At 72.9% G+C, this 20,065-nt stretch carries 17 protein-coding genes; 8 read left to right on the top strand and 9 right to left on the bottom strand.

Features of this window, described 5'->3' with window-relative positions:
• Positions 1 to 5 precede the first annotated feature (5 nt).
• From ABZT87_RS00795 to deoC, 6 genes are all read right to left on the bottom strand, one after another.
• Positions 6 to 1,259, bottom strand: a complete 1,254-nt coding sequence (locus tag ABZT87_RS00795) for a cytochrome ubiquinol oxidase subunit I (protein WP_355132753.1) — start codon at positions 1,257 to 1,259, stop codon at positions 6 to 8.
• Positions 1,260 to 1,524: 265 nt separating this feature from the next.
• Entirely contained in the window at positions 1,525 to 2,430 is a 906-nt protein-coding gene (locus ABZT87_RS00800) for a M56 family metallopeptidase (RefSeq protein ID WP_355132755.1), read from the bottom strand.
• 10 nt (positions 2,431 to 2,440) lie between these two features.
• A complete protein-coding gene (locus tag ABZT87_RS00805; protein WP_354861578.1) occupies positions 2,441 to 2,914 on the bottom strand; it encodes a BlaI/MecI/CopY family transcriptional regulator in 474 nt (157 codons plus the stop codon).
• A gap of 512 nt (positions 2,915 to 3,426) precedes the next feature.
• A complete protein-coding gene (locus tag ABZT87_RS00810; protein WP_354853953.1) occupies positions 3,427 to 4,245 on the bottom strand; it encodes an aldehyde dehydrogenase family protein in 819 nt (272 codons plus the stop codon).
• Complete coding sequence (locus ABZT87_RS00815) at positions 4,238 to 5,668, bottom strand: aldehyde dehydrogenase family protein (RefSeq protein ID WP_355132757.1); 1,431 nt, start codon at positions 5,666 to 5,668, stop codon at positions 4,238 to 4,240. The genes ABZT87_RS00810 and ABZT87_RS00815 overlap by 8 nt, the downstream gene beginning before the upstream one ends.
• Before the next feature lie 6 nt (positions 5,669 to 5,674).
• Positions 5,675 to 6,634, bottom strand: a complete 960-nt coding sequence (deoC, locus tag ABZT87_RS00820; protein WP_355132759.1) for a deoxyribose-phosphate aldolase — start codon at positions 6,632 to 6,634, stop codon at positions 5,675 to 5,677.
• 123 nt (positions 6,635 to 6,757) lie between these two features.
• On the opposite strand from deoC, the gene upp reads away from it, so the two are divergent.
• Both upp and ABZT87_RS00830 read left to right on the top strand, forming a co-directional pair.
• Positions 6,758 to 7,390, top strand: coding sequence for a uracil phosphoribosyltransferase (gene upp, locus ABZT87_RS00825; RefSeq protein WP_354853962.1), 633 nt, complete (start codon positions 6,758 to 6,760; stop codon positions 7,388 to 7,390).
• 74 nt (positions 7,391 to 7,464) lie between these two features.
• A complete protein-coding gene (locus tag ABZT87_RS00830; protein ID WP_355132761.1) occupies positions 7,465 to 8,142 on the top strand; it encodes a GPP34 family phosphoprotein in 678 nt (225 codons plus the stop codon).
• Positions 8,143 to 8,273: 131 nt separating this feature from the next.
• On the opposite strand, the gene ABZT87_RS00835 is transcribed toward ABZT87_RS00830, so the two are convergent.
• Both ABZT87_RS00835 and ABZT87_RS00840 read right to left on the bottom strand, forming a co-directional pair.
• A complete protein-coding gene (locus ABZT87_RS00835; RefSeq protein ID WP_355132763.1) occupies positions 8,274 to 9,947 on the bottom strand; it encodes a phospho-sugar mutase in 1,674 nt (557 codons plus the stop codon).
• Between the two features lie 47 nt (positions 9,948 to 9,994).
• Complete coding sequence (locus tag ABZT87_RS00840; RefSeq protein ID WP_355132765.1) at positions 9,995 to 12,061, bottom strand: serine/threonine-protein kinase; 2,067 nt, start codon at positions 12,059 to 12,061, stop codon at positions 9,995 to 9,997.
• 206 nt (positions 12,062 to 12,267) lie between these two features.
• Here ABZT87_RS00840 and ABZT87_RS00845 point away from each other — a divergent pair, with 206 nt between their 5' ends.
• Together ABZT87_RS00845 and ABZT87_RS00850 are read left to right on the top strand one after the other, a co-directional pair.
• Positions 12,268 to 13,851 (top strand): methylmalonyl-CoA mutase family protein, encoded by a 1,584-nt coding sequence (locus tag ABZT87_RS00845; RefSeq protein WP_355132767.1) that lies wholly within the window; start codon positions 12,268 to 12,270, stop codon positions 13,849 to 13,851.
• 444 nt (positions 13,852 to 14,295) lie between these two features.
• Positions 14,296 to 15,555: an amidohydrolase gene (locus ABZT87_RS00850; RefSeq protein WP_354853975.1), complete on the top strand. Its 1,260-nt coding sequence runs from the start codon at positions 14,296 to 14,298 to the stop codon at positions 15,553 to 15,555.
• Here the strand turns inward: ABZT87_RS00850 and ABZT87_RS00855 are convergent.
• Entirely contained in the window at positions 15,512 to 16,480 is a 969-nt protein-coding gene (locus tag ABZT87_RS00855) for a DUF4349 domain-containing protein (RefSeq protein ID WP_355133654.1), read from the bottom strand. The two genes, ABZT87_RS00850 and ABZT87_RS00855, sit on opposite strands and share 44 nt — an antisense overlap.
• Before the next feature lie 93 nt (positions 16,481 to 16,573).
• On the opposite strand from ABZT87_RS00855, the gene ABZT87_RS00860 reads away from it, so the two are divergent.
• The 4 genes from ABZT87_RS00860 (at position 16,574) to ABZT87_RS00875 (ending at position 20,041) form a co-directional block, all read left to right on the top strand.
• Positions 16,574 to 17,206 (top strand): MBL fold metallo-hydrolase, encoded by a 633-nt coding sequence (locus ABZT87_RS00860; RefSeq protein ID WP_355132769.1) that lies wholly within the window; start codon positions 16,574 to 16,576, stop codon positions 17,204 to 17,206.
• Positions 17,207 to 17,209: 3 nt separating this feature from the next.
• Complete coding sequence (locus ABZT87_RS00865) at positions 17,210 to 18,187, top strand: hypothetical protein (protein WP_355132771.1); 978 nt, start codon at positions 17,210 to 17,212, stop codon at positions 18,185 to 18,187.
• Between the two features lie 98 nt (positions 18,188 to 18,285).
• The gene (locus ABZT87_RS00870) at positions 18,286 to 19,023 is read left to right on the top strand and encodes a hypothetical protein (protein ID WP_354853984.1); all 738 of its coding nucleotides are present in this window, start codon (positions 18,286 to 18,288) and stop codon (positions 19,021 to 19,023) included.
• 58 nt (positions 19,024 to 19,081) lie between these two features.
• Positions 19,082 to 20,041 (top strand): GNAT family N-acetyltransferase, encoded by a 960-nt coding sequence (locus ABZT87_RS00875; protein WP_355132773.1) that lies wholly within the window; start codon positions 19,082 to 19,084, stop codon positions 20,039 to 20,041.
• Positions 20,042 to 20,065: the final 24 nt, after the last annotated feature.

Here is a 20,065-nt window from a genome sequence, read left to right on the forward strand (position 1 = left end):
GTCGCTCAGGCGAGGGCGGGTTCGGGGTGGGCCGGCTCGCCGGGCGCTGCCGGTGGGCGGCCGAGAGCCGGGTCGGCCGCGCCGCGTCCCGCGTGCCGGGCGAGCAGCACCCAGTTGGTGACGGCGAGGGTGCCCAGCAGCACGCTGAAGCCGATCAGCGAGGCGAGCATCACCGGCGTCCCGACGGGGGAGACCGCCTGCTCGGTGGGGAGCAGGCCGTACGCCACCCAGGGCTGGCGGCCGACCTCGCGGGCGATCCAGCCGAGGATCACCGCGACGAACGGCAACGGCACGGCGAGCAGGATGAGCCAGAGTGGGAAACGCAGCCGGATGATCCAGTCCCGGTAGAGCAGGGGCAGCAGGAACCACACGCAGCCGAGGGTGAAGCCGACCAGGATCATGAAGCCCAGCCCGACGCTGGCCAGGACCGGCGGGGTGTAGTCGCCGGGCCCGAACCGCGTGGTCCACTCGCCGATCAGGGCCTGCGCCTCGGGGCTGTCCGCGCCGAACTTGGTCGGCTGCACCGCGCCGACCGGGCCGAACTGGGCGAAGCCGAAGCCCTGCACCATCGTGATCGCCAGTGCCGCCGTGACCAGGCCGATCCGCAGCGAGGTGCGGAAGAGCGCGAAGTCGGGCGTACGCCGGATCAGGTGCCAGGCGCTGACGGCCGCCATCAGCATCCCGCCGACCAGGAGCGCCGCGGAGACCACGTGCCCGAACGCCATGCCGAGGCTGGGGTTGGTGAGCAGCGCGCCGAAGTCGGTGAGGTGGGCGATCCCGTCGCGGACCTCGTACCCGACCGGGTGTTGCAGCCAGGAGTTGGCCACCATGATCCAGAACGCCGAGGCGTACGCGGTGAGCGCCACGCCCCACAGCAGCGCGAGGTGGACGCCCTTGCCGAGCCGGTGCCAACCGAAGATCCACATCCCGAGGAACGTGGACTCCAGGAAGAACGCCACCAGCGTCTCGATCGCCAGCGGCGCGCCGAAGACGTTGCCGACGTAGCGCGACAGGCCGCTCCAGTTCAGCCCGAACTGGAACTCCATCACGATGCCCGTGGCGATGCCGAGCACGTAGTTGATCACGTAGAGCTGGCCCCAGAACCGGGTCAGCCGCTCCCACTTCGGGTTGCCGGTGAGCACCCAGGCGGTCTGCATCCCGACCAGCAGCGTGACCAGCCCGAGCGTGACGACCACGAACAGGAAGTGGATCGACGTGGTGGTGGCGAACTGCAGGCGGGCGAGGAGCAGCGTGTCCATGGCCGGCTCTCCCTAGCTGTTGGCTCCCATGTAGTAGCAACCCTACACGTAGCTTGCCTACATGTAATTACTACTACGGACCGTCGTAGGAAATCCTACGACGAGCCGTAGTAGTAGTGGGATCCGGGAGATGATCGCGCTCGATCCTGGATGTGGTGCCCTCGCGCCATCCGGATGCCCCTCGATCCTGGATCGAGCGCGATCATGCGAGGGAGCGCGCCGCGGAGCGAGGCGCGAGGGACGTACGAGGCGTGGGGCTGGGGCGTCAGCTCAGGAAGAGCGTGATCGGGAGGGCGACCAGGGTGGTGGCCACCGCGAGGGCCGTGGCGCCGAGGGCCAGAGGCGGCCGGTCGGCAACCAGTAGGCGCTGTACGCGTACGTCCAGGTCGCGGTCGCCCAGGCCCAGGGCTCCGGCCGGGGTGACCCGGTGCCCGGCGGCGGCGAAACGACGAAGCGCGCCCGCCAGCGGCGCCTCGGCGTGCAGTTCGCGTGCCTTGTCGTCGGCGCGCATCTCGACCAGCAGGGCGACCCGCTCGTGCGCGTCGCGGACCCAGCCGAACCACGGCAGCGCCCGGCAGAGCGCGGTGAACGGCAGCAGCACCAGATCGTGTCGCTCATGGGCGTGCGCGCGCTCGTGGGAGAGCACGGCGGCCAGCTCGGCGCGGTCCAGCAGGCTCAGCGTGCCCGCGCTGACCACCACCTGCGGCTTCACCCCGGGCAGGCAGTACGCGGCGGCGCTCGGATGGTCCAGGACGAGCGCCCCGGGCGCGGCCGGGTCGTCCCGGGCCACCAGGGTGAGCAGGTCCCGGTGTCGGCGCTGGGCGCGGATGGTCCCGTGGATGCTGCGGACGGTCGTGGTGACGAGCACCGCTCCGATGCCGAAGCCCACCCCGACGCCGGCGAGGTGGAACGCGGTCACGCCGATCGGCAGGCTGCCGTGGGCGAGGTCGGTGGTCAGGGCGAGCAGTGCGCTGCCGGTCGGCAGGTCGTACGCGGTCAGCCCGAGGGCCATCGGCAGGCCCATCGCGGAGAGGCCCAAGGCCAGCCCGACGGCCTGCCAGCAGACGATCGCCACCCGCGGGCTGCGCCAGGTCCAGGTGGAGCCGGCCAGCACCTGCGCGGTCAGATAGCAGGCCAGCATGGTGGCGGCGAAGTGCACGGCGTAGGCCATGGCGCGCGCCCTACCGCTCCGCTGCCTCGCCGGCCGGCCGCCGGCCCGCCGGCGGATCCACCCGGTCGGTCAGGGCGTCGGCCCCGCCCGTGGCGCCGTCGGCGGAACTCGGCCCGGCCAGCCCGGCCTCGCTGCCCAGGGCGGCCCGCAGCACCTCGGCCTCGGTGCCGGTCACCGAGCGGGCGAAGCGCACCAGCGCGGCGTCGCGGCTGCCGCCCAGGTCGAGGGCGTCGAGCATGAGCTGGGCGATGTGCGCCTCACGACTGGCCGCCGGCCGGTACCGCCAGGCGCGGCCCTCCCGTTCCCGCTGCACCATGCCCTTGCCGGCGAGCCGGTCGAGAACGGTCATCACCGTCGTGTACGCCAGTTCGCGGCCGTCGAGCGCGTCGGCCACCTCGCGCACGGTCACACCGTCCGACGTGCCCGGGACCACGTCCCACAGCACGTCCATCACCGCACGCTCAAGATCGCCCAACCGAGTCACCCCCCAATCCTACCCCCGGTAGTAGACCCCCCACCCACCCGACCAGCCCGATCACGAGTCACCCGGCCCGGAAGACCGATCCCTCGCGAACCCATGATCAAGACGGCCCCGGAACCGGGCAGGCTGGCGCAAGATCCGCACAAGAACAGGGATGTTGCTGCCTCCATCGCCCCGGAGGCAGCAACATCCCTGAAGTTGCGCAGATCTTGACCACCCCGCCGGCCCCGCCCGATCGCGCCGATCGCCCCGCCGGCCGCGCCCGATCGGCGCCGCCGGCCGTGCCCGATCGCGCCGGTCGCGACGCCTGCCCCGCCGATCGCGCCGCCGGACGCGCCGGCCCCGCCGATCGCCCCGCTGACCGGCGACTCAACGTCGGGCAAAACCCGCAAGCTGACCCACCCGACGAACCCGGCCCGAGTCAGGTTTTCCGGGGGAGCCCGCCCACGCAGGGATCAAGCCTGACCGCCCGGAGTGGGCGGGCTCCCCCGGAAAACCCAAAGGCCGGGAACGAATCACACCCCCTTGGGGTGCCACACCGTCTTGGTCTCCAGCAGCGCGGTCATCCGGGTCACGCCCGGATCGGCGGACCAGTCCGCCTCGGCCGGTCGGAGCACCCGCTTGAGGTTCTCCGCGGCCTTGACCTCCAGCTCGGTGGCGAGCGACGCGTCGGTCACCCCGGTCAGGTCGATCGCGTTGACGTCCATGTGCGCCGCCAGCGCCGGCGCGGTCTCGGTGATCGCGCCGGTGAGGATGTTGACCACCCCGCCGGGCAGGTCGGAGGTCGCCAGCACCTCGGCCAGCGTCACCGCCGCCAGCGGCTCCGACGGCGAGGCCGCCACCACCACGGTGTTGCCGGTGACGATCGCCGGGGCGATCACGCTGACCAGGCCGAGCAGCGCCGGCCGTTCCGGGGCGACCACGGCGACCACGCCGGTCGGCTCCGGCGCGGAGATGTTGAAGTACGGGCCGGCGACCGGGTTGGCGCCGCCGTACACCTGGGCCAGCTTGTCGGCCCAGCCGGCGTACCAGACCCAGCGGTCCACCGCGGCGTCCACCTCGTCGCCGGGGATGCCCAGGGCGACGAACTGCTCGCGGCGGCCCTCCAGCATCTCGGCGGCCCGGTAGAGGATCTGACCCCGGTTGTACGCGGTCGCGCCGGCCCAGCCCTTGACGGCGGCGCGGGCGGCGACCACCGCGTCCCGGGCGTCCTTGCGGGAGGCCAGTGACACATTCGAGGACTGCACGAGATACGACCGTCCCGACTCGCTGCGCGGGAACTTCCCGCCGATGAAGAGCTTGTACGTCTTGCGTACCGCGACCCGCTCAGACATTGAGGTACCCCTCCAGCCCGTGCCGGCCGCCCTCGCGACCGTAGCCCGACTCCTTGTAACCGCCGAACGGCGAGGTGGGGTCGAACTTGTTGAACGTGTTGGCCCAGACGACGCCGGCGCGCAGCCGGTCGGCCATCCACAGGATGCGCGAGCCCTTGTCGGTCCAGATGCCCGCCGACAGCCCGTACGGCGTGTTGTTGGCCTTCTCGACGGCCTCGGCCGGCGTGCGGAAGGTGAGCACCGACAGCACCGGGCCGAAGATCTCCTCGCGGGCGATCCGGTGCGCCTGGGTGACCCCGGTGAAGATGGTGGGCGCGAACCAGAAGCCCCGGTCGGGCAGCTCACACGGCGGTGACCAGCGCTCGGCGCCCTCGGCGGAGCCGGCGTCGGACAGCTCGCGGATCCGCTCCAACTGGGCGGCGGAGTTGATCGCGCCGACGTCGGTGTTCTTGTCCAGCGGGTCGCCGACGCGGAGCTGAGCCATCCGCCGCTTCAGCGACTCCAGCACGCGGTCGGCCACGTTCTCCTGGACGAGCAGGCGGGAGCCGGCGCAGCAGACGTGCCCCTGGTTGAAGAAGATGCCGTTGACGATGCCCTCGACGGCCTGGTCGATCGGCGCGTCGTCGAAGACGATGTTGGCGGCCTTGCCGCCCAGCTCCAGGGTGAGCTTCTTGCGGGTGCCGGCGACGGACCGGGCGATGGCCCGGCCGACCTCGGTGGAGCCGGTGAAGGCGACCTTGTCCACGCCGGGGTGCTCGACCAGCGTCCGGCCGGTGTCGCCGGCGCCGGTGACGATGTTGACCACGCCGGCCGGCAGGTCGGCCTGCTGGCAGATCTCGGCGAACAGCAGCGCGGTCAGCGGGGTGGTCTCGGCGGGCTTCAGCACCACCGTGTTGCCCGCGGCGAGCGCCGGGGCGATCTTCCACGCGAGCATGAGCAGCGGGAAGTTCCACGGGATTACCTGCGCGGCCACGCCGATCGGCTGCGGGTCGGGCCCGAAGCCGGCATGGCCCAGCTTGTCGGCCCAGCCGGCGTAGTAGAAGAAGTGCGCGGCGACCAGCGGCAGGTCGACATCGCGGGATTCGCGGATCGGCTTGCCGTTGTCCAGCGACTCCAGGACGGCCAGCTCGCGGGAGCGTTCCTGGATGAGCCGCGCGATCCGGTACAGGTACTTCGCCCGGTCGCGGCCCGGCATCGGACCCCAGACCTTGTCGTACGCCTGACGGGCGGCGCGGACCGCGCGCTCCACGTCCTGGGCGCCGGCCTCGGCGATATCGGCCAGCACCTCCTCGGAGGCGGGATTGATCGACTTGAAGCTGCCACCATCGGTCGGATCGACGAACTTGCCGTCGATGAACAGCCCGTACGAGGGCTTGAGGTCCACCACCGAGCGGGACTCGGGGGCGGGGGCGTATTCGAACATCGGCTATCAGTCCAGGGTGAAGTAGTCGGGACCGGAGTAGACCCCGGTCGTCAGCTTGGTGCGCTGCATGAGCAGGTCGTTGAGCAGGCTGGACGCGCCGAAGCGGAACCAGTCCGGGTCGAGCCAGTCCGCGCCGACGGTCTCGTTGACCATCACCAGGTACTTGATGGCGTCCTTGGTGTTCTTGATGCCGCCGGCCGGCTTCACGCCGACCTGCCGCCCGGTGGCCTCGCGGAAGTCGCGGACCGCCTCCAGCATCACCAGGGTCACCGGCAGCGTCGCCGCGACCGGGACCTTGCCGGTGGAGGTCTTGATGAAGTCGCCGCCGGCCAGCATGGCCAGCCAGGAGGCCCGGCGCACGTTGTCGTAGGTGGCCAGCTCGCCGGTCTCCAGGATCACCTTGAGGTGGGCGTCCCCGGAGGCTTCCTTGGTGGCCACGATCTCGTCGTAGACCTCCTTGTAGCGCCCGGCCAGGAACGCGCCCCGGTTGATCACCATGTCGATCTCGTCGGCGCCGGCCGCGACGGCGGCCCGGGTGTCGGCCAGCTTGATCTCCAGCGGCGCCTGACCCGACGGGAACGCGGTCGCCACGCTGGCCAGGTGCACGCCGCTGCCGGCCAGCACCTCGGCCACGTACGGGACCATCGCGGGGTAGACGCAGACGGCGCCGACGTGCGGGCAGGACGGGTCGGCCGGGTCCGGGCGCAGCGCCTTCGCGGCCAGCGCGCGCACCTTGCCGGGGGTGTCCGCCCCCTCCAGGGTGGTCAGGTCGACCATCCGGATCGCCAGGTCGATCGCCTGGGCCTTGGCGGTGGTCTTGATGGATCGGGTGCCGAGCTGTGCCGCCCGCTGCTCCGCGCCGACCTGGTCCACGCCGGGCAGGCCGTGCAGGAAGGTCCGCAGAGCGGTCTCGGATCGTCCCAGCTCGGAGAGGTCCGACCGGGCCGACGTCGTTGTCGCCGTCATGCCGAGAAGTCTACGCACGGAACCGCTGAGTGATCTTGGTCACGGTGGGCCCGACGTGAGCGGCGTCGCCGGTACGACCGCACCCGCACCAGCACGCCGAACGGCCCGGTAGGTTGAGCGATCGTGGACGTACACGTCATTGACCACCCGCTGGCCCAGTCCAGGTTGACCGCCATGCGGGACGCGCGCACCGATTCCTCGACGTTCCGGGCGGCGCTGCACGAACTGACCACCATGCTGGTGTACGAGGCGGCGCGCACCTTCCCCGTCGAGCGGTACCCGGTGCAGACGCCGGTCACCGCCACCGAGGGCACCCGGCTGGCGAACCCGCCGCTGCTGGTGCCGGTGCTGCGGGCCGGCCTGGGCATGGCGGACGCCGCGCTGGGCCTGCTGCCCGAGTCCTCGATGGGCTTCGTCGGCCTGGCCCGCGACGAGGAGACCTACGAGCCGCGCGCCTACATGGAGTCGCTGCCGCGCGACCTGACCGGCCTGCCGGTGCTGGTGCTCGACCCGATGCTGGCCACCGGCGGCTCGCTGGAGCACTGCTGCCGGCTGCTGGCCGATCGGGGCTGCACCGACATCACCGTGCTCTGCGTGCTCGCCGCGCCGGTCGGCATCGAGCGGCTGGAGCGCTCCGGCCTGCCGTTGCGCCTGGTCACCGCCGCGATCGACGAGGGCCTCAACGACCGCATGTTCATCGTTCCCGGGCTCGGTGACGCCGGTGACCGCCAGTTCGGCGGCATGCCCCGGTTCTGATCTTCCACCCGGTCCGTGCCGGGTAACGGCGGGTCCGCGCGCGGTGGTGCGCGGACCCGCTACCGTCTCGGGCCATGACTGGTGTTGCGCTCGCCGAGGAGCTGCTGCTCCTCGCCTACGACGACTCGACCGGCAAGGCGACCATGCCGCGGATCAGCCTGGACCTGGGCATGGCGGCCGCGGTGCTGGTCGAGCTGGCACTGGCCGGCCGGATCGCGTACGCCGACGGGAACCTGACCGTCGTCGACCCGACGCCCACCGGCGAGCCGGTCACCGACGAGGTGCTCGGCCGGATCGCCGCCGACACCCCGCACACCCCGGCCTCGTGGGTGCAGCGCCTGCGGCACGGCCTGCGCGACCGCATCCTCGGTGACCTGTGCGCCCAGGGCGTCGTGCAGGACGTCGACGAGACCGAGTTGGGCTTCATCCACGTACACCGGTATCCGGTCGTGGACGCCTCCGTCGAGGCGGACACCCGCCAGCGGCTGACCGAGGCGCTGACCGGCGCGGCGGCCCCGGACGAGCGGACCGCCGCGTTGGCCACCCTGGTCGTGGTGCTGCGGATGGAGTCCGCGCTGGGCGTGAGCGGCGAGGAGGCCGCCACCGCCCGCCGACGGTTGGAGGAGATCGCCACCGGCGCGGGTTTCTCCGGTCAGGTGAGCACCGACGACTCGGTTGTCCGCCCGTCGGTCGGTCTGGTCGTCGCCGCCCTGGCTTCAGCGGTCGACGCGGCGCTCGGCAAGCGCGCCTGACCGTCGGGGCCGGCCCATCCCCCTGACGCCCTTTGCTCTGCTTCAACCCGCGCAACACAATCTGCCGCCGAGTGTTGCGCGGGTTGAAGCAGAGCAAAGGGAACGTGGCAGGTGGGTGGGGTCGATCGCGGTCAGATGCCGAGGGCCGCAGCGATCTCGGCGCGCAGCTGCGCGACCGCCGCGCCGGCCCTGCTCCGGGCGGCGGCGACATCGCCGTCGGGCACCGGCTCCACCACCTCGAGGTACGCCTTGAGCTTCGGCTCGGTGCCGGAGGGCCGGATCACCACCCGGGCCCTTGCGGTGCGAAGGATCACTACGTCCGCCTCGGGCAGCAGGTCCCGGACGCTGTCGACCGGCTGTCCCAGCAGCGTGGTCGGGGTGGCCGCCCGGATCCGGGCCATCGCGTCGGCGATCTCCCGCAGGTCGTCCACCCGTGCGGAGAGCTGGTCGGTGTGGTGCACGCCGAACTCGGCGGCCAGCTCGTCCAGCCGGTCGGTCAGCGTACGACCCTGCGCCTTGAGGCCGGCGGCCAGCTCGGCCACGGTCAGCGCGGCGGTGATGCCGTCCTTGTCCCGGACGTGCTCCGGGGCGACGCAGTAGCCGAGGGCCTCCTCGTAGCCGAAGACCAGCGGCGCGCTCCCGCCGCCGGCCCGGACGATCCACTTGAACCCGGTGAGCGTCTCGTCGTAGGGCAGGCCCCGGGCCGCGCACATCGCCCGCAGCAGGGACGACGAGACGATGGTGGTGGCGTAGAGCCCGGTCACTCCGCGTCGCATCAGGTGGTCGGCGAGCAGCACGCCCACCTCGTCGCCGCGCAGCATCCGCCAGCCCTGCCCGTCTTCGCCTTCCCGGACGACCACCGCGCAGCGGTCCGCGTCCGGGTCGTTGGCGATGGCGAGGTCCGCGCCGGTGGTGTCGGCCAGCGCGATCAGCCGGTCCACCGCCCCCGGCTCCTCCGGGTTGGGGAACGACACGGTGGGGAACTCCGGGTCCGGCTCGGCCTGGTCGGGCACCACGCCGGGGATCGGGAAACCGGCCCGGGCGAACGCCGCCGTGAGCACCGCCGCGCCCACTCCGTGCAGCGGGGTGTACGCCACCGACAGGTCCCGCGGCCCGTCCGGGTCGATCACGGCGGTGGCCCGCTCCACGTACGCGGCGACGAGGTCGTCGCCGAGCACCTCGCCGGGCCGGCCCAGCGGCACCTGGGTCAGCGGACCGACCGCCCGGATCGCGGCCTCGATGCCGGCGTCGGCCGGCGGCACGATCTGCGCCCCGGCGCCCAGCTCACCGCCCAGCTCCGCACCGAGGTAGACCTTGTAGCCGTTGTCCTGCGGCGGGTTGTGGCTGGCCGTGACCATGACGCCGGCCACCGCGCCGAGCTGGCGCACCGCGTACGCCAGCACCGGGGTGGGCAGCGGGCGGGGCAGCAGCAGCGCCGGTCGGCCGGCGCCGGTGGCCACCTGGGCGGTGCGCTCGGCGAACTGGCGGGAGCCGTGCCGGGCGTCGTACCCGATCACCAGGGGGCCGGTGCCGCCCTGGGCGGCGAGCCAGCCGACGAGCCCGGCGGCGGCCTGGGTGACCACGGCGAGGTTCATGCCGTTCGGGCCGGCGCGCAGCGGGCCGCGCAGGCCGGCGGTGCCGAAGGTCAGGGGACCGGCGAACCGGTCGGCCAGCTCCGGTGCGCTCGCCGGCAGCCGGTCGAGCACCGCCGTCAGCTCGTCCCGGCTGGCGGGGTCGGGGTCGTCGGCCAGCCAACGTCGGGCTTGCTCGCGAATGTCGTCGATGTCAGTGGTGTCCGCCGCCATGCCTCTTGATAGCACGGCGGCGGATCACCGCTGTCGGTTCCCTCGGCTCAGCCGTCGCCGGTGAGCTGGAACGTGCGCACCATCTCGTCGAAGATCGGCTTGCTCTCGGCGAACTTGGCGTCGTTCGCGGTGAGGTAGAACGAGTACGCCTTGCCGTCCTGCGCCACGCCGCGCCAGATGCCGTGCCGCATGGCGTCGCCCGTGCCGCAGGTGTACTCGAATTCGGCGGCCGGCTTGTCGGCCAGCTTGGTCTCCGTCGACGCGACCTGCGCGTACGGCTTCACGCAGGAGGTGCTCCGGGTCTTCAGGCCGTTCTCGGCCGTCTCGGCCCACCGGGTGGAGCTGCTGGACCACTTCTCGGTGATGATGCGCACCTTGCGGCCGCTGTCCTCCGGGTCGATGTAGTCGGTGTACGAGCCGCCGGTGGCCTTCTTCCAGCCCTTGGGCACCATGACCTGGATGCCGCGGGCCGTGTGCTCCTGCATCTCGACGCCCGAGGCTGCGGGCGCGGACGGGGTGGGCTGCGCCTGCGGGGCGCTCGGGGCGGGGTCGTCGCCGCTGGAGAGCGCCACGATGCTGATCAGCAGTACCACGGCCAGGCCGCCGGCCGCGGCGAGCTGCACCTTGCGCGGCCAGCCCTTCACTGTGGTGACGAGCTGGCCCCCGGTGGCGCGGACCTTGTCCAGGGCGCCGCCGCCGGAAGCGGTGGACGGCGTCGTCCAGGGCTGGCCGGTGCCCGGCACCGACCACTGGTTGCCGCCGCCGTAGGTGCTGCCGCCGATCCGCTGGGTGGCGTCGGGCGTGCCGTAGCCGACCGGCTGCGTGGCGTCGGGCCGGCTGCCGTAGGTGACCCGCTGGGTGGCATCGGGGTGGGCGCCGGCATCCACCCGCTGGGTGGCGTCCGCGCTGCCGCCATAGGTGCGCCCGGCGGCGGGACGGCCGGCGGTGGGCATCGCGCCGGTCGGCGTGTGCAGCGGACCGGCGAGCGCGTCGGCGCTGGTCTCGTCCAGCGCGGCGGCAGCGGTGGCGGCTGCGCTGGCCGGCTGCGGACGTTCGCCCCGGCGCAGCGCGGCCAGTCGGTTGGTCAGCGACTCGCCCGGGGCCAGCATGGCCCGGCCGCCGATCTGGTCCTCCGGCTTCGGCTCCGGCTGGGCCGGCTGGTGGACGGGGGCCGGGCGCTGCTGCACGGGCACCACGGCGTACGGGTCGGTGACCGAGTGCACGGCGGTGGCGGTGCTGCCCAGCGGGCCGGCGAGCAGTTCGCGGAGCATGGCCCGGGAGGTGTGCACGTCCAGTCGGCGGGCCGGGTCCTTCTCCAGCAGACCCATCAGCACCCGGGTCAGGGCGCCGCTGCGCTGCGGCGGGGCCGGCGGGTCCTCGACGACGGCGTGCATGGTCTCGATCGGGTCGCCCTTGTCGAACGGCGGACGCCCCTCGACGGCCGTGTAGAGCGTCACACCCAGCGAGAAGAGGTCGCTCGGCGGGCCGAACTCCTGGCCCATGGCCCGCTCGGGCGAGATGAAGTGCGGTGAGCCGAGCACCATGCCGGGGGTGGTGAGCTGCACGTCGGTGGGCATCCGGGCGACACCGAAGTCGGTCAGCACGCAGCGCCCGTCGGAGCAGATCAGCACGTTGGCCGGCTTGACGTCGCGGTGCAGCACGCCGATGGCGTGCGCGACCTCCAGCGCGCCGAGCAGCGCGATGCCGATCTTGGCGACCGCGCGGGGCGCGACCGGACCGTCCTCGATGACCATGTCGGCGAGGCTGCGGGCGTCCAGCAGCTCCATGACGATCCAGGGCCGACCGGCCTCGGTGACCACGTCGTACACCTGCACCACGGCGGGGTGCTGGATGGCGGCGGCGGCGCGGGCCTCGCGCAGCGTCCGCTCGTACATGGCGTCGCGGTCGCTGGGCGCCAGGCCCGGGGGAAGGACGACCTCCTTCACCGCCACGTCGCGGCGCAGCAGGGTGTCTGTGGCACGCCACACCGTGCCCATGCCGCCGTTGCCCACCGCGGACCGCAGCGAGTACCGGCCACCGATGGTGGTGCCGGGCGCTGCTCGTCCGCTGGCGGGACTTACCTGTCCGCCGCTCCACGTCGGGATCTGAGTCACAGAAAAGCCACCGGGGGAAATCGAGGGGGGCTGGGACACAACCCCCCTATCTTGCTGGTTCCGACGCCCGATGCGAAAGCCGACGCGGCGGACGTTTACCGAAGTCCACAGATCGTGCCCAACCGTTCACCTCCCGTCGAGGTGTCGGGACGCACTGTGCGGTATCCCTCACCCGACCATGAGCCGGCGCGTCCTACCATCCGGGGATGAGTGAACGGCGGTCAAGCGAGTCCGGTTTCCCGATCAAGGGCGTCTACACGGCGGCCGACCTTCCGGAGGACCTGGACTCCCGGCTGGGCGGCCCGGGCGAGTTCCCGTACACCCGAGGGGTCTACCCCACGATGTACACCTCCCGCCCGTGGACCATGCGCCAGTACGCCGGCTTCGGCACCGCCACCGAGTCCAACGCTCGTTACCACCAGTTGTTGCGGGCCGGCACCATGGGTCTCTCGGTCGCCTTCGACCTGCCGACCCAGATGGGGTACGACTCCGACGACCCGATCGCGCACGGCGAGATCGGCAAGGTCGGGGTGGCCATCGACTCCATCGAGGACATGCGGCTGCTCTTCGCCGACATCCCACTGGACAAGGTGTCCACCTCGATGACGATCAACGCTCCCGGCTCGGTGCTGCTGCTGCTCTACCAAATCGTCGCCGAGGAGAACGGGGTGCCGGGCTCGGCGCTCAACGGCACCATCCAGAACGACATCCTCAAGGAGTACATCGCCCGCGGGACGTACATCTTCCCGCCGAAGCCGTCGCTGCGCCTGGTGGCCGACACCTTCGCGTACTGCCGCAAGGAGGTGCCGAAGTGGAACACGATCTCCATCTCCGGCTACCACATGGCGGAGGCCGGCGCGACGCCCGCGCAGGAGATCGCGTTCACGCTGGCCAACGGCGTGGAGTACGTCCGGGCCGCGCTGGCCGCCGGGCTCGCGGTGGACGACTTCGCGCCCCGGCTGTCGTTCTTCTTCGTGGCCCGTACGACGCTGCTGGAGGAGGTGGCGAAGTTCCGCGCCGCCCGGCGGATCTGGGCCCGGCTGATGCGTGACGACTTCGGCGCCAAGGATCCGAAGTCGATGATGCTGCGCTTCCACACCCAGACCGCCGGTGTGCAGCTCACCGCCCAGCAGCCGGAGGTGAACCTGGTCCGCGTCGCGGTGCAGGGCCTGGCCGCGGTGCTCGGCGGCACCCAGTCGCTGCACACCAACAGCTTCGACGAGGCGATCGCGCTGCCCACCGAGAAGGCCGCCCGGCTCGCGCTGCGCACCCAGCAGGTGCTGGCGTACGAGACGGACCTGACCGCCACCGTCGACCCGTTCGCCGGCTCGTACGTGGTGGAGGCGATGACCGCCGAGCTCGAGGCCGCCGCGGTGGAGCTGATGGAGCGGGTGGCCGACCACGGCTCGGCCGTCGACGCGATCGAGGCCGGGTTCCAGAAGCGGGAGATCGAGCAGTCCGCGTACCGGATCGCCCAGGAGATCGACTCCAGCGAGCGGGTGGTGGTGGGGCTCAACCGGTTCACGATCGACGAGGAGGAGCCGTACGAGCCGCTGCGGGTCGACCCGACGATCGAGGCCGCGCAGGCCGAGAAGTTGGCCCGGCTGCGTGCCGAGCGGGACGCCGACGCGGTGACGCGTGCCCTCGCCGAGCTGCGGGCCGCCGCCGAGGGCTCGGACAACGTGCTGTACCCGATGAAGGAGGCGCTGCGGGCCCGGGCCACGGTGGGCGAGGTCTGCGGGACGCTGCGCGAGGTGTGGGGGCTGTACCGGCCCACCGACCGGTTCTGACCGGAACGCCCCCGGGTGTGTCCGCCCGGCTTTGGGGGTACGCCGACGGGATGCGTGCCGCAACGCACACAGTGTGCGGTCGGGATGGGCGGACGTATGTGAGCGTCCTTGTCCGGCCCGTTGCGGAGCGTGGTCGTCTTATTGTCGGAGTGTCAGTTCATCACCCCGACTAATGCGACAATTCGCAGAGCGGGTCCAGGGGCCGTAGCGCGATTCGTGGCCGCCCGGTCTGGTTACGCGTTGTAGGAGGTGAGGGGGCAGATGACGGCGTTCGAACGCGATCTACCTGCGGTCCCGCACCTTGACGTGCGCCCTCAGCAGGGCATACGTGACGCTACGCGGTCCGATCATCACCGTAACGAGGTTGCGCAGCGTCACCGCCGGAGGTCTAGGCTGTCTGCTGTCCCCGATGATCCATCCATCTCTAGTGATCGAGAATTCGACGTGACGAGTGCGTTGACGCTGCCCACGGGCGGCCAGCTGGCGTCGTCCTGGCCGGAGACTCCGCCCGGGTCCCAGCCCCTGCCCCGCGACCTGGACCATCTCCTCGCCCTTCGGGTACCGGGGCTCATCGCCACGCGCCGTCACCTCCACTCGCACCCCGAGTTGTCCGGCACGGAGTTCGAGACGGCGGCCCTCATCGCCCGGGAGCTCTCCCTGGCCGGCCTGCACCCTCGGCTGCTGCCCAAGGGCAACGGCGTGATCTGCGACGTCAACGGCCGTCCCGACGGCCCGATCATCGCGCTGCGCGCCGACATCGACGCCCTGCCACTCGACGACCCCAAGGACGTGCCGTACCGCTCCACCGTCGAGGGCGTCTGCCACGCCTGCGGCCACGACGTGCACACCTCGATCCTGCTCGGCGTCGGCATGCTGCTGGCCCAGCTAGCCGACCTCGGCGAGCTGGACGGCCGGGTCCGGCTCATCTTCCAGCCGGCCGAGGAGATCCTGCCCTGCGGTTCGCTGGAGGTCATCGAGGCCGGCGGCCTGGACGACGTCGTGCAGATCTTCGCGCTGCACTGCGACCCGAACCTGCCGGTGGGCCAGGTCGGCCTGCGGGTCGGCCCGATCACGGCGGCCGCCGACAACGTCACCGTCCGGCTCTCCGGGCCGGGTGGGCACACCGCGCGCCCGCACCTGACCGTCGACCTGGTCGACGCCCTCGGCCGGCTGATCACCGAGGTGCCGGCCCTGGTCAGCCGCCGGGTGCCGGCCAACAGCGGGCTGCTGCTGGTGTTCGGCCACGCCTCGGCCGGCACCCGTTACAACGTCATCCCCTCCGAGGCGTCCGCCTCGGGCACGCTGCGCGTCATGGACCGCGACACCTGGGAGCAGGCTCCCAAGATCGTGGCTCAGGTGGTGCGGGACGTGATCGCCCCGACCGGCGCCACCGTCGACCTGGAGTACCTGCGTGGCAGGCCGCCGGTGAGCAACGACTCCCGGGCGATCCAGGTGCTGACCGCCGCCACCGGTGCCGCGCTCGGGCCGGAGGGGATCGCCGAGACGCCCCAGAGCATGGGCGGCGAGGACTTCTCCTGGTATCTGGAGTACGTCCCCGGCGCTCTCGCCCGCCTCGGTGTGGGCCGTACCGGGCCCAACGTCGACCTGCACCGCGCGTCCTTCGACGTGGACGAGCGGGCCATCCCGGCCGGCGTACGCGTCATGGTGCAGACCGCGCTGCGGGCACTGGCGGCGGCGCGCTGACTCCAGCGACGAGCGCTGGCGTCTTCCGTCGCCGGCTCAGCACCAGCAGCAGGACCGCCAGCGGTACGCCGAACGCCACCAGCCACGGCAGCAGCGCGCCCAGGACGGTGAGCAGGATCGTCATCGAGGAGACGAACGCCTCCCAGCCCCCCTTGAGCCCGACCAGGAAGCCGGTCTCGGCCTTCTCCTCGCTGGTCTTCGCCGCCGGCCCGGCCAGTGACACCGTGATCGTGGACAACGCGGTCAGGTCGGCCAGCCGCCGCTTCTTGGCCTCCAGCGAGGCCAGGTCCGCCTCCCGGCGACCCAACTCGTTCTCCAACGACACCAGGTCGGTGATCGAGTTGGCGCGGGCGAGCAGCCGCCGTGCGCTGTCCACGCGCGCCCGCTGAGTGATGATCCGGGCCTCCAGGTCGACGGTCTCCTCGGTGACGTCCTGGGTGTTGATCTCCCGGTTCTGCTGCCGGCCGAGCTTCGCGACCTCCTCCACGACCCCGGCGAACTTCGCCGCCGGGACTCGCAGCTGCAACTCCGCCACGGCGTCGGCCTCGGCGCTGCGCCGCTGGTCGCCGCCGATGAAACCACCGGCCCGGGTGACCACGGCGCTGACCTCACGGGCGGCGTCGTCCACATTGGCGACCTGCACCCGCATCGATCCGGTGTAGATGATCGCCCGCTGGTCGACCCGCAGGTCCGGAGCACCGGCGCCGGCGCCGGCCGCCCCCGCCGCGTCCGCGCCGCTGTCCTTGTCAGCCGCCCCGCCCGCCGCGGCGGGCGCCTCGGCCGCCGAACCCGCCGAGTCCGCCGAGCCGCTGTCGCCGGCACCGCATCCCGCCAGGGCCAGCGCCGCCGCAAGTGTGACCGCCGCCAGTAGTGCGCCGCGGCGTCGTCCTTCTCGTCCGTCCATCCCCGCTCCCATCGTCGTCAGCTTCAGTGGCGATAGCTCGGACGCGACGCGCCCGCCGGCTGGTTCCGGCAGACTGCGCTGAGGACATCACGATTCGACAGCCGAGGAGTCACGATGCGGCTCACCAAGTACGCCCACTCCTGCCTCCGGGTGGAACACGACGGGGGAGTGCTCGTCGTCGACCCCGGGGTGTTCAGCGACCCCGCGACGGCGCTGGACGGTGTGGACGCGGTGCTGATCACCCACCAACACCCCGACCACCTCGACCTCGCCGCGCTGCGCCTGCAACTGGACCGGCAGCCGTTCGCGATCCACGGCCCCGCCTCGCTCGCCGAGGCCCTCGGCGACGCGGCCGAGGTGTTGCGCCCGGTCAGCGCCGGTGAGTCGTTCACCGCCGCCGGGGTCGCCATCCGCGCGTACGGCGGGCGGCACGCGGTGATCCACCCCGACATCCCGGTGGTGGACAACCTCGGCTACCTGATCAATGACGTGGTCTACCACCCGGGAGACTCCCTGGTGGTGCCCGACGAGACGCCCGTCGACACGCTGTTCGCGCCGATCCACGCCCCCTGGTCGAAGTTCTCCGAGGTGGTCGACTTCATCCGCGCGGTCGCGCCGCGGCGCGCGTACGCGCTGCACGACGCGTTGCTCAACGACAACGGGCTGGCCGTGCTCGACCGGCAGTACGCCGCGCTGTCCGGCACCGACTACCAGCGCCTGGAGCCCGGTAGCCGGGTGGACGTCTGACCGATGCCGGGCCCCTCCGCGGAGCTGGTGCAGCAGCTCTACCGCACTCCACCGGACCGGTTCGTGGCCGCCCGGGACGCCGCGGTGGCCGAGGCCCGCCGGGCCGGCGACCCGACCACCGCCCGGGAGCTGGCCCGGCTGCGTCGCCCCACGGTCGCCGCCTGGCTGGTGAACCTGCTCGCCATCCGACGCCCCGAGCTGGTCGCCGACCTGGTCCACCTCGCCGACGCCCTGCGAGCCGCCCAGCGGGAGCTGCGCGGGCCCCGACTGCGGGAGCTGTCCGCCCAACGCCGGGCGGTGGTCGGGGCCCTGGTCGCCGAGGTCCGCAAGCTCGCCGCGGCGGAGCCGGAGGCCCCTCCGGCCGGCCGACTGCCACTGGCCGAGGTGGAGGCGACCCTGAACGCGGCGCTCTCCGACGCCGAGGTCGCCGAGCAGGTCCGGACCGGGCGCCTGCTCCGCTCGGCCAGCTACGCCGGCTTCGGTGAGGTGCCCCGGCCGCAGCTGCGGCTGGTCACCGGCGACGAGGAGGAGCCGGAGGCCCAGCGCCCTGCCCGCCGGCCGGGCGCCCAGCGCGAGGGCCGCGAGGCGGCCCCTGACCGGGCCGGCGAGCGGGCCGCGCAGGCCGAGCGTGCGGCGCAGCGGGCGGCTCGGGCCGAGCGAGCCCGACGCCGCCGGGCACTGGACCGCGAGTTGGACCGCGCCCGGGCCGACCAGCAGCGGGCCGAGGACGAGTTGACCGAGGCGACCGGGCAGGAGCGCGACGGCGCCGCCGTACTCGACGGGATCGAGACCGAGCTGGCCGAGCTGGAGCGACGGCGGGCGGTCGCCGAGCAGGACCTCAGCCGGGCCAAGCTGGCCCGGCGGGCGGCCGAGCGGGCGGTGACGGTGGCCCGGCGGCGCTCGGGCGAGGTCGAGGCCGCCGTCGAGGCACTGGCGGCCGAAGAGGGGGATGCGGACGCGGGCGGTGGCGCGGCAGACTGACCATCGATGGACGACGACGAGCGGGCGGGCCGTCCGGGGCCGGCCGTCCCCGACCGGAACGCCGCCGCCGTGCCGCGACCCCCGCAGGCGGCGCCTCGATGACGCCGGAGCAGATCGCCGCCGCCAGCAAACCCGTCATCCTCGATCTCGGCGACGGGTTCAGCAGGTGCCCGAGCACGCTGCGCCGGGCCCGGCAGCTCGGCATCTCCGGCTGGGCCTTCTACATCACCGGTCGGGCCGGCGCACTCGGTGACGTACGGGCGGAGACGGCCGCCGCGGCCATCGGCTTCGTCGCACCGGACGCCGTCGCCGACGGCTGGGACGCCGCCGCGCGGGTCCTGAGGCCGGCCGAGGTGGCCGCCGCGAGTCTCGTCGAGTGCTGCCGGTGGGGGACGCAGCAGCTGGCGGTGCTGCCGGAGGCCGAGCGCCTGGCCGGCCTCGTCGAGCGGGCGGTGGCCGCCGCGGACGCCAGCGGCATGCCGCTCTTCGCCGCGTGGCGAGCCATGCCGCTGCCAGATCTCTCCCCGGGCGCCCGGAGCGCCGCCGGGCTGCGACTGCTGCGGGAACACTTCACCGGCGCCTACCTGCTGGCGGTGCGCGCCGCCGGCATGACCCCGCTGGAGGCGGTGCTGGCCGGGCCGGAGGGGGAGGCCGGCGCGGTGGCGTGCGGTTGGCCGCCGCCGTACCCGCCGGTCGGGCCGTTGGTGCGTCGGCGGCTCTGGGCGGAGGCGGTGACCAACCGGCTGGCCGCACCGGCGTTCGCGGCGCTCGGTCCCGCCGACGGCGCCGAGCTGGTGGAGCTGCTGCACCGCACCCGCGCCGGCCTCGCCGGCTGAGCGTCCCGGAGCGAAAATGGGCGGCGGCGTCGGCCGGCAGCTGCCAGGATGTTCTGCCGTGACTCTTCCCGCTGACTGGACCACACGCCGCCCCACCCTCGACGACGTGCCGGCGATCCTCGCGGTGGTGCACGCGGCCGACACCTTCGCCATCGGCCACCCCGACTTCGACGCCGAGGACGTCGAGCAGTCGCTGACGGCCCCCAGCTTCGACCCGACCCGGGACTCCTGGCTGGCGCTCGACCCGGACGGCACCGTGGTCGCCTGGGCGACGGTGGACAACCCGACCGGGGTCGGCCGGGAGTTCGTGGAGGTCTACGTCGACCCGGAGCGGGCCGCCACCCTCCGCGCGCCACTGCTGGCCCGTCAGCTCGACCGGGTCGCCGAGCGCGCCGCCGAGCGGCGACTGCCGGCGCTCACCGTCCGGTGCGCGGTGTTCGCCCCGGAACGCGAATGGGCCCGGGACCTGCGCGCCGTCGGGTTCACCGTGGCCAAGCGGTACGTCCGGATGCGCCGCCCGCTGGCCGACCTGCCGACCGAGCCGTCGCCGCCGCCCGGGGTCACGGTGCGGACGGTCCGCCCGGACGACGAGGCCGAGCTGCGGGAGTTCCACCGGATCCACGACGTCGCGTTCGGCGACACCCCGGATCACGAGCCGCTGTCGTACGAGCGGTGGCGGGCCCGGATCGGTGACGCGACCGCCTGGGACGAGTGGTTCGTCGCCGAGGTCGACGGGGTGCTCGCCGGCGCGTTGCAGTCCTCCGACCAGGCGCTCGACCAGCAGCAGGGCTGGGTGAAGCGTTTGTCGGTGCTGCCCGCGTACCGTCGGCGGGGTGTGGGTGCGGCGCTGTTGCGCCGCGCGTTCGCCCGCTACGCCCAGAAGGGGCGGGAGTCGGCCGGTCTGGGAGTGGACCTCACCAACCCGACCACCCCGCTGTCGCTGTACGAGTCGGTGGGCCTGCGGGAAACCCTGTGGACCGACATGTACGAACGGGTCGTCCCCACCGCCGGTGTGTGATTGACGACGCCGGCCGGGCCCGAC

This window comes from Micromonospora sp. NPDC005237, from assembly GCF_040607775.1.
Taxonomy (GTDB): Bacteria; Actinomycetota; Actinomycetes; order Mycobacteriales; family Micromonosporaceae; genus Micromonospora.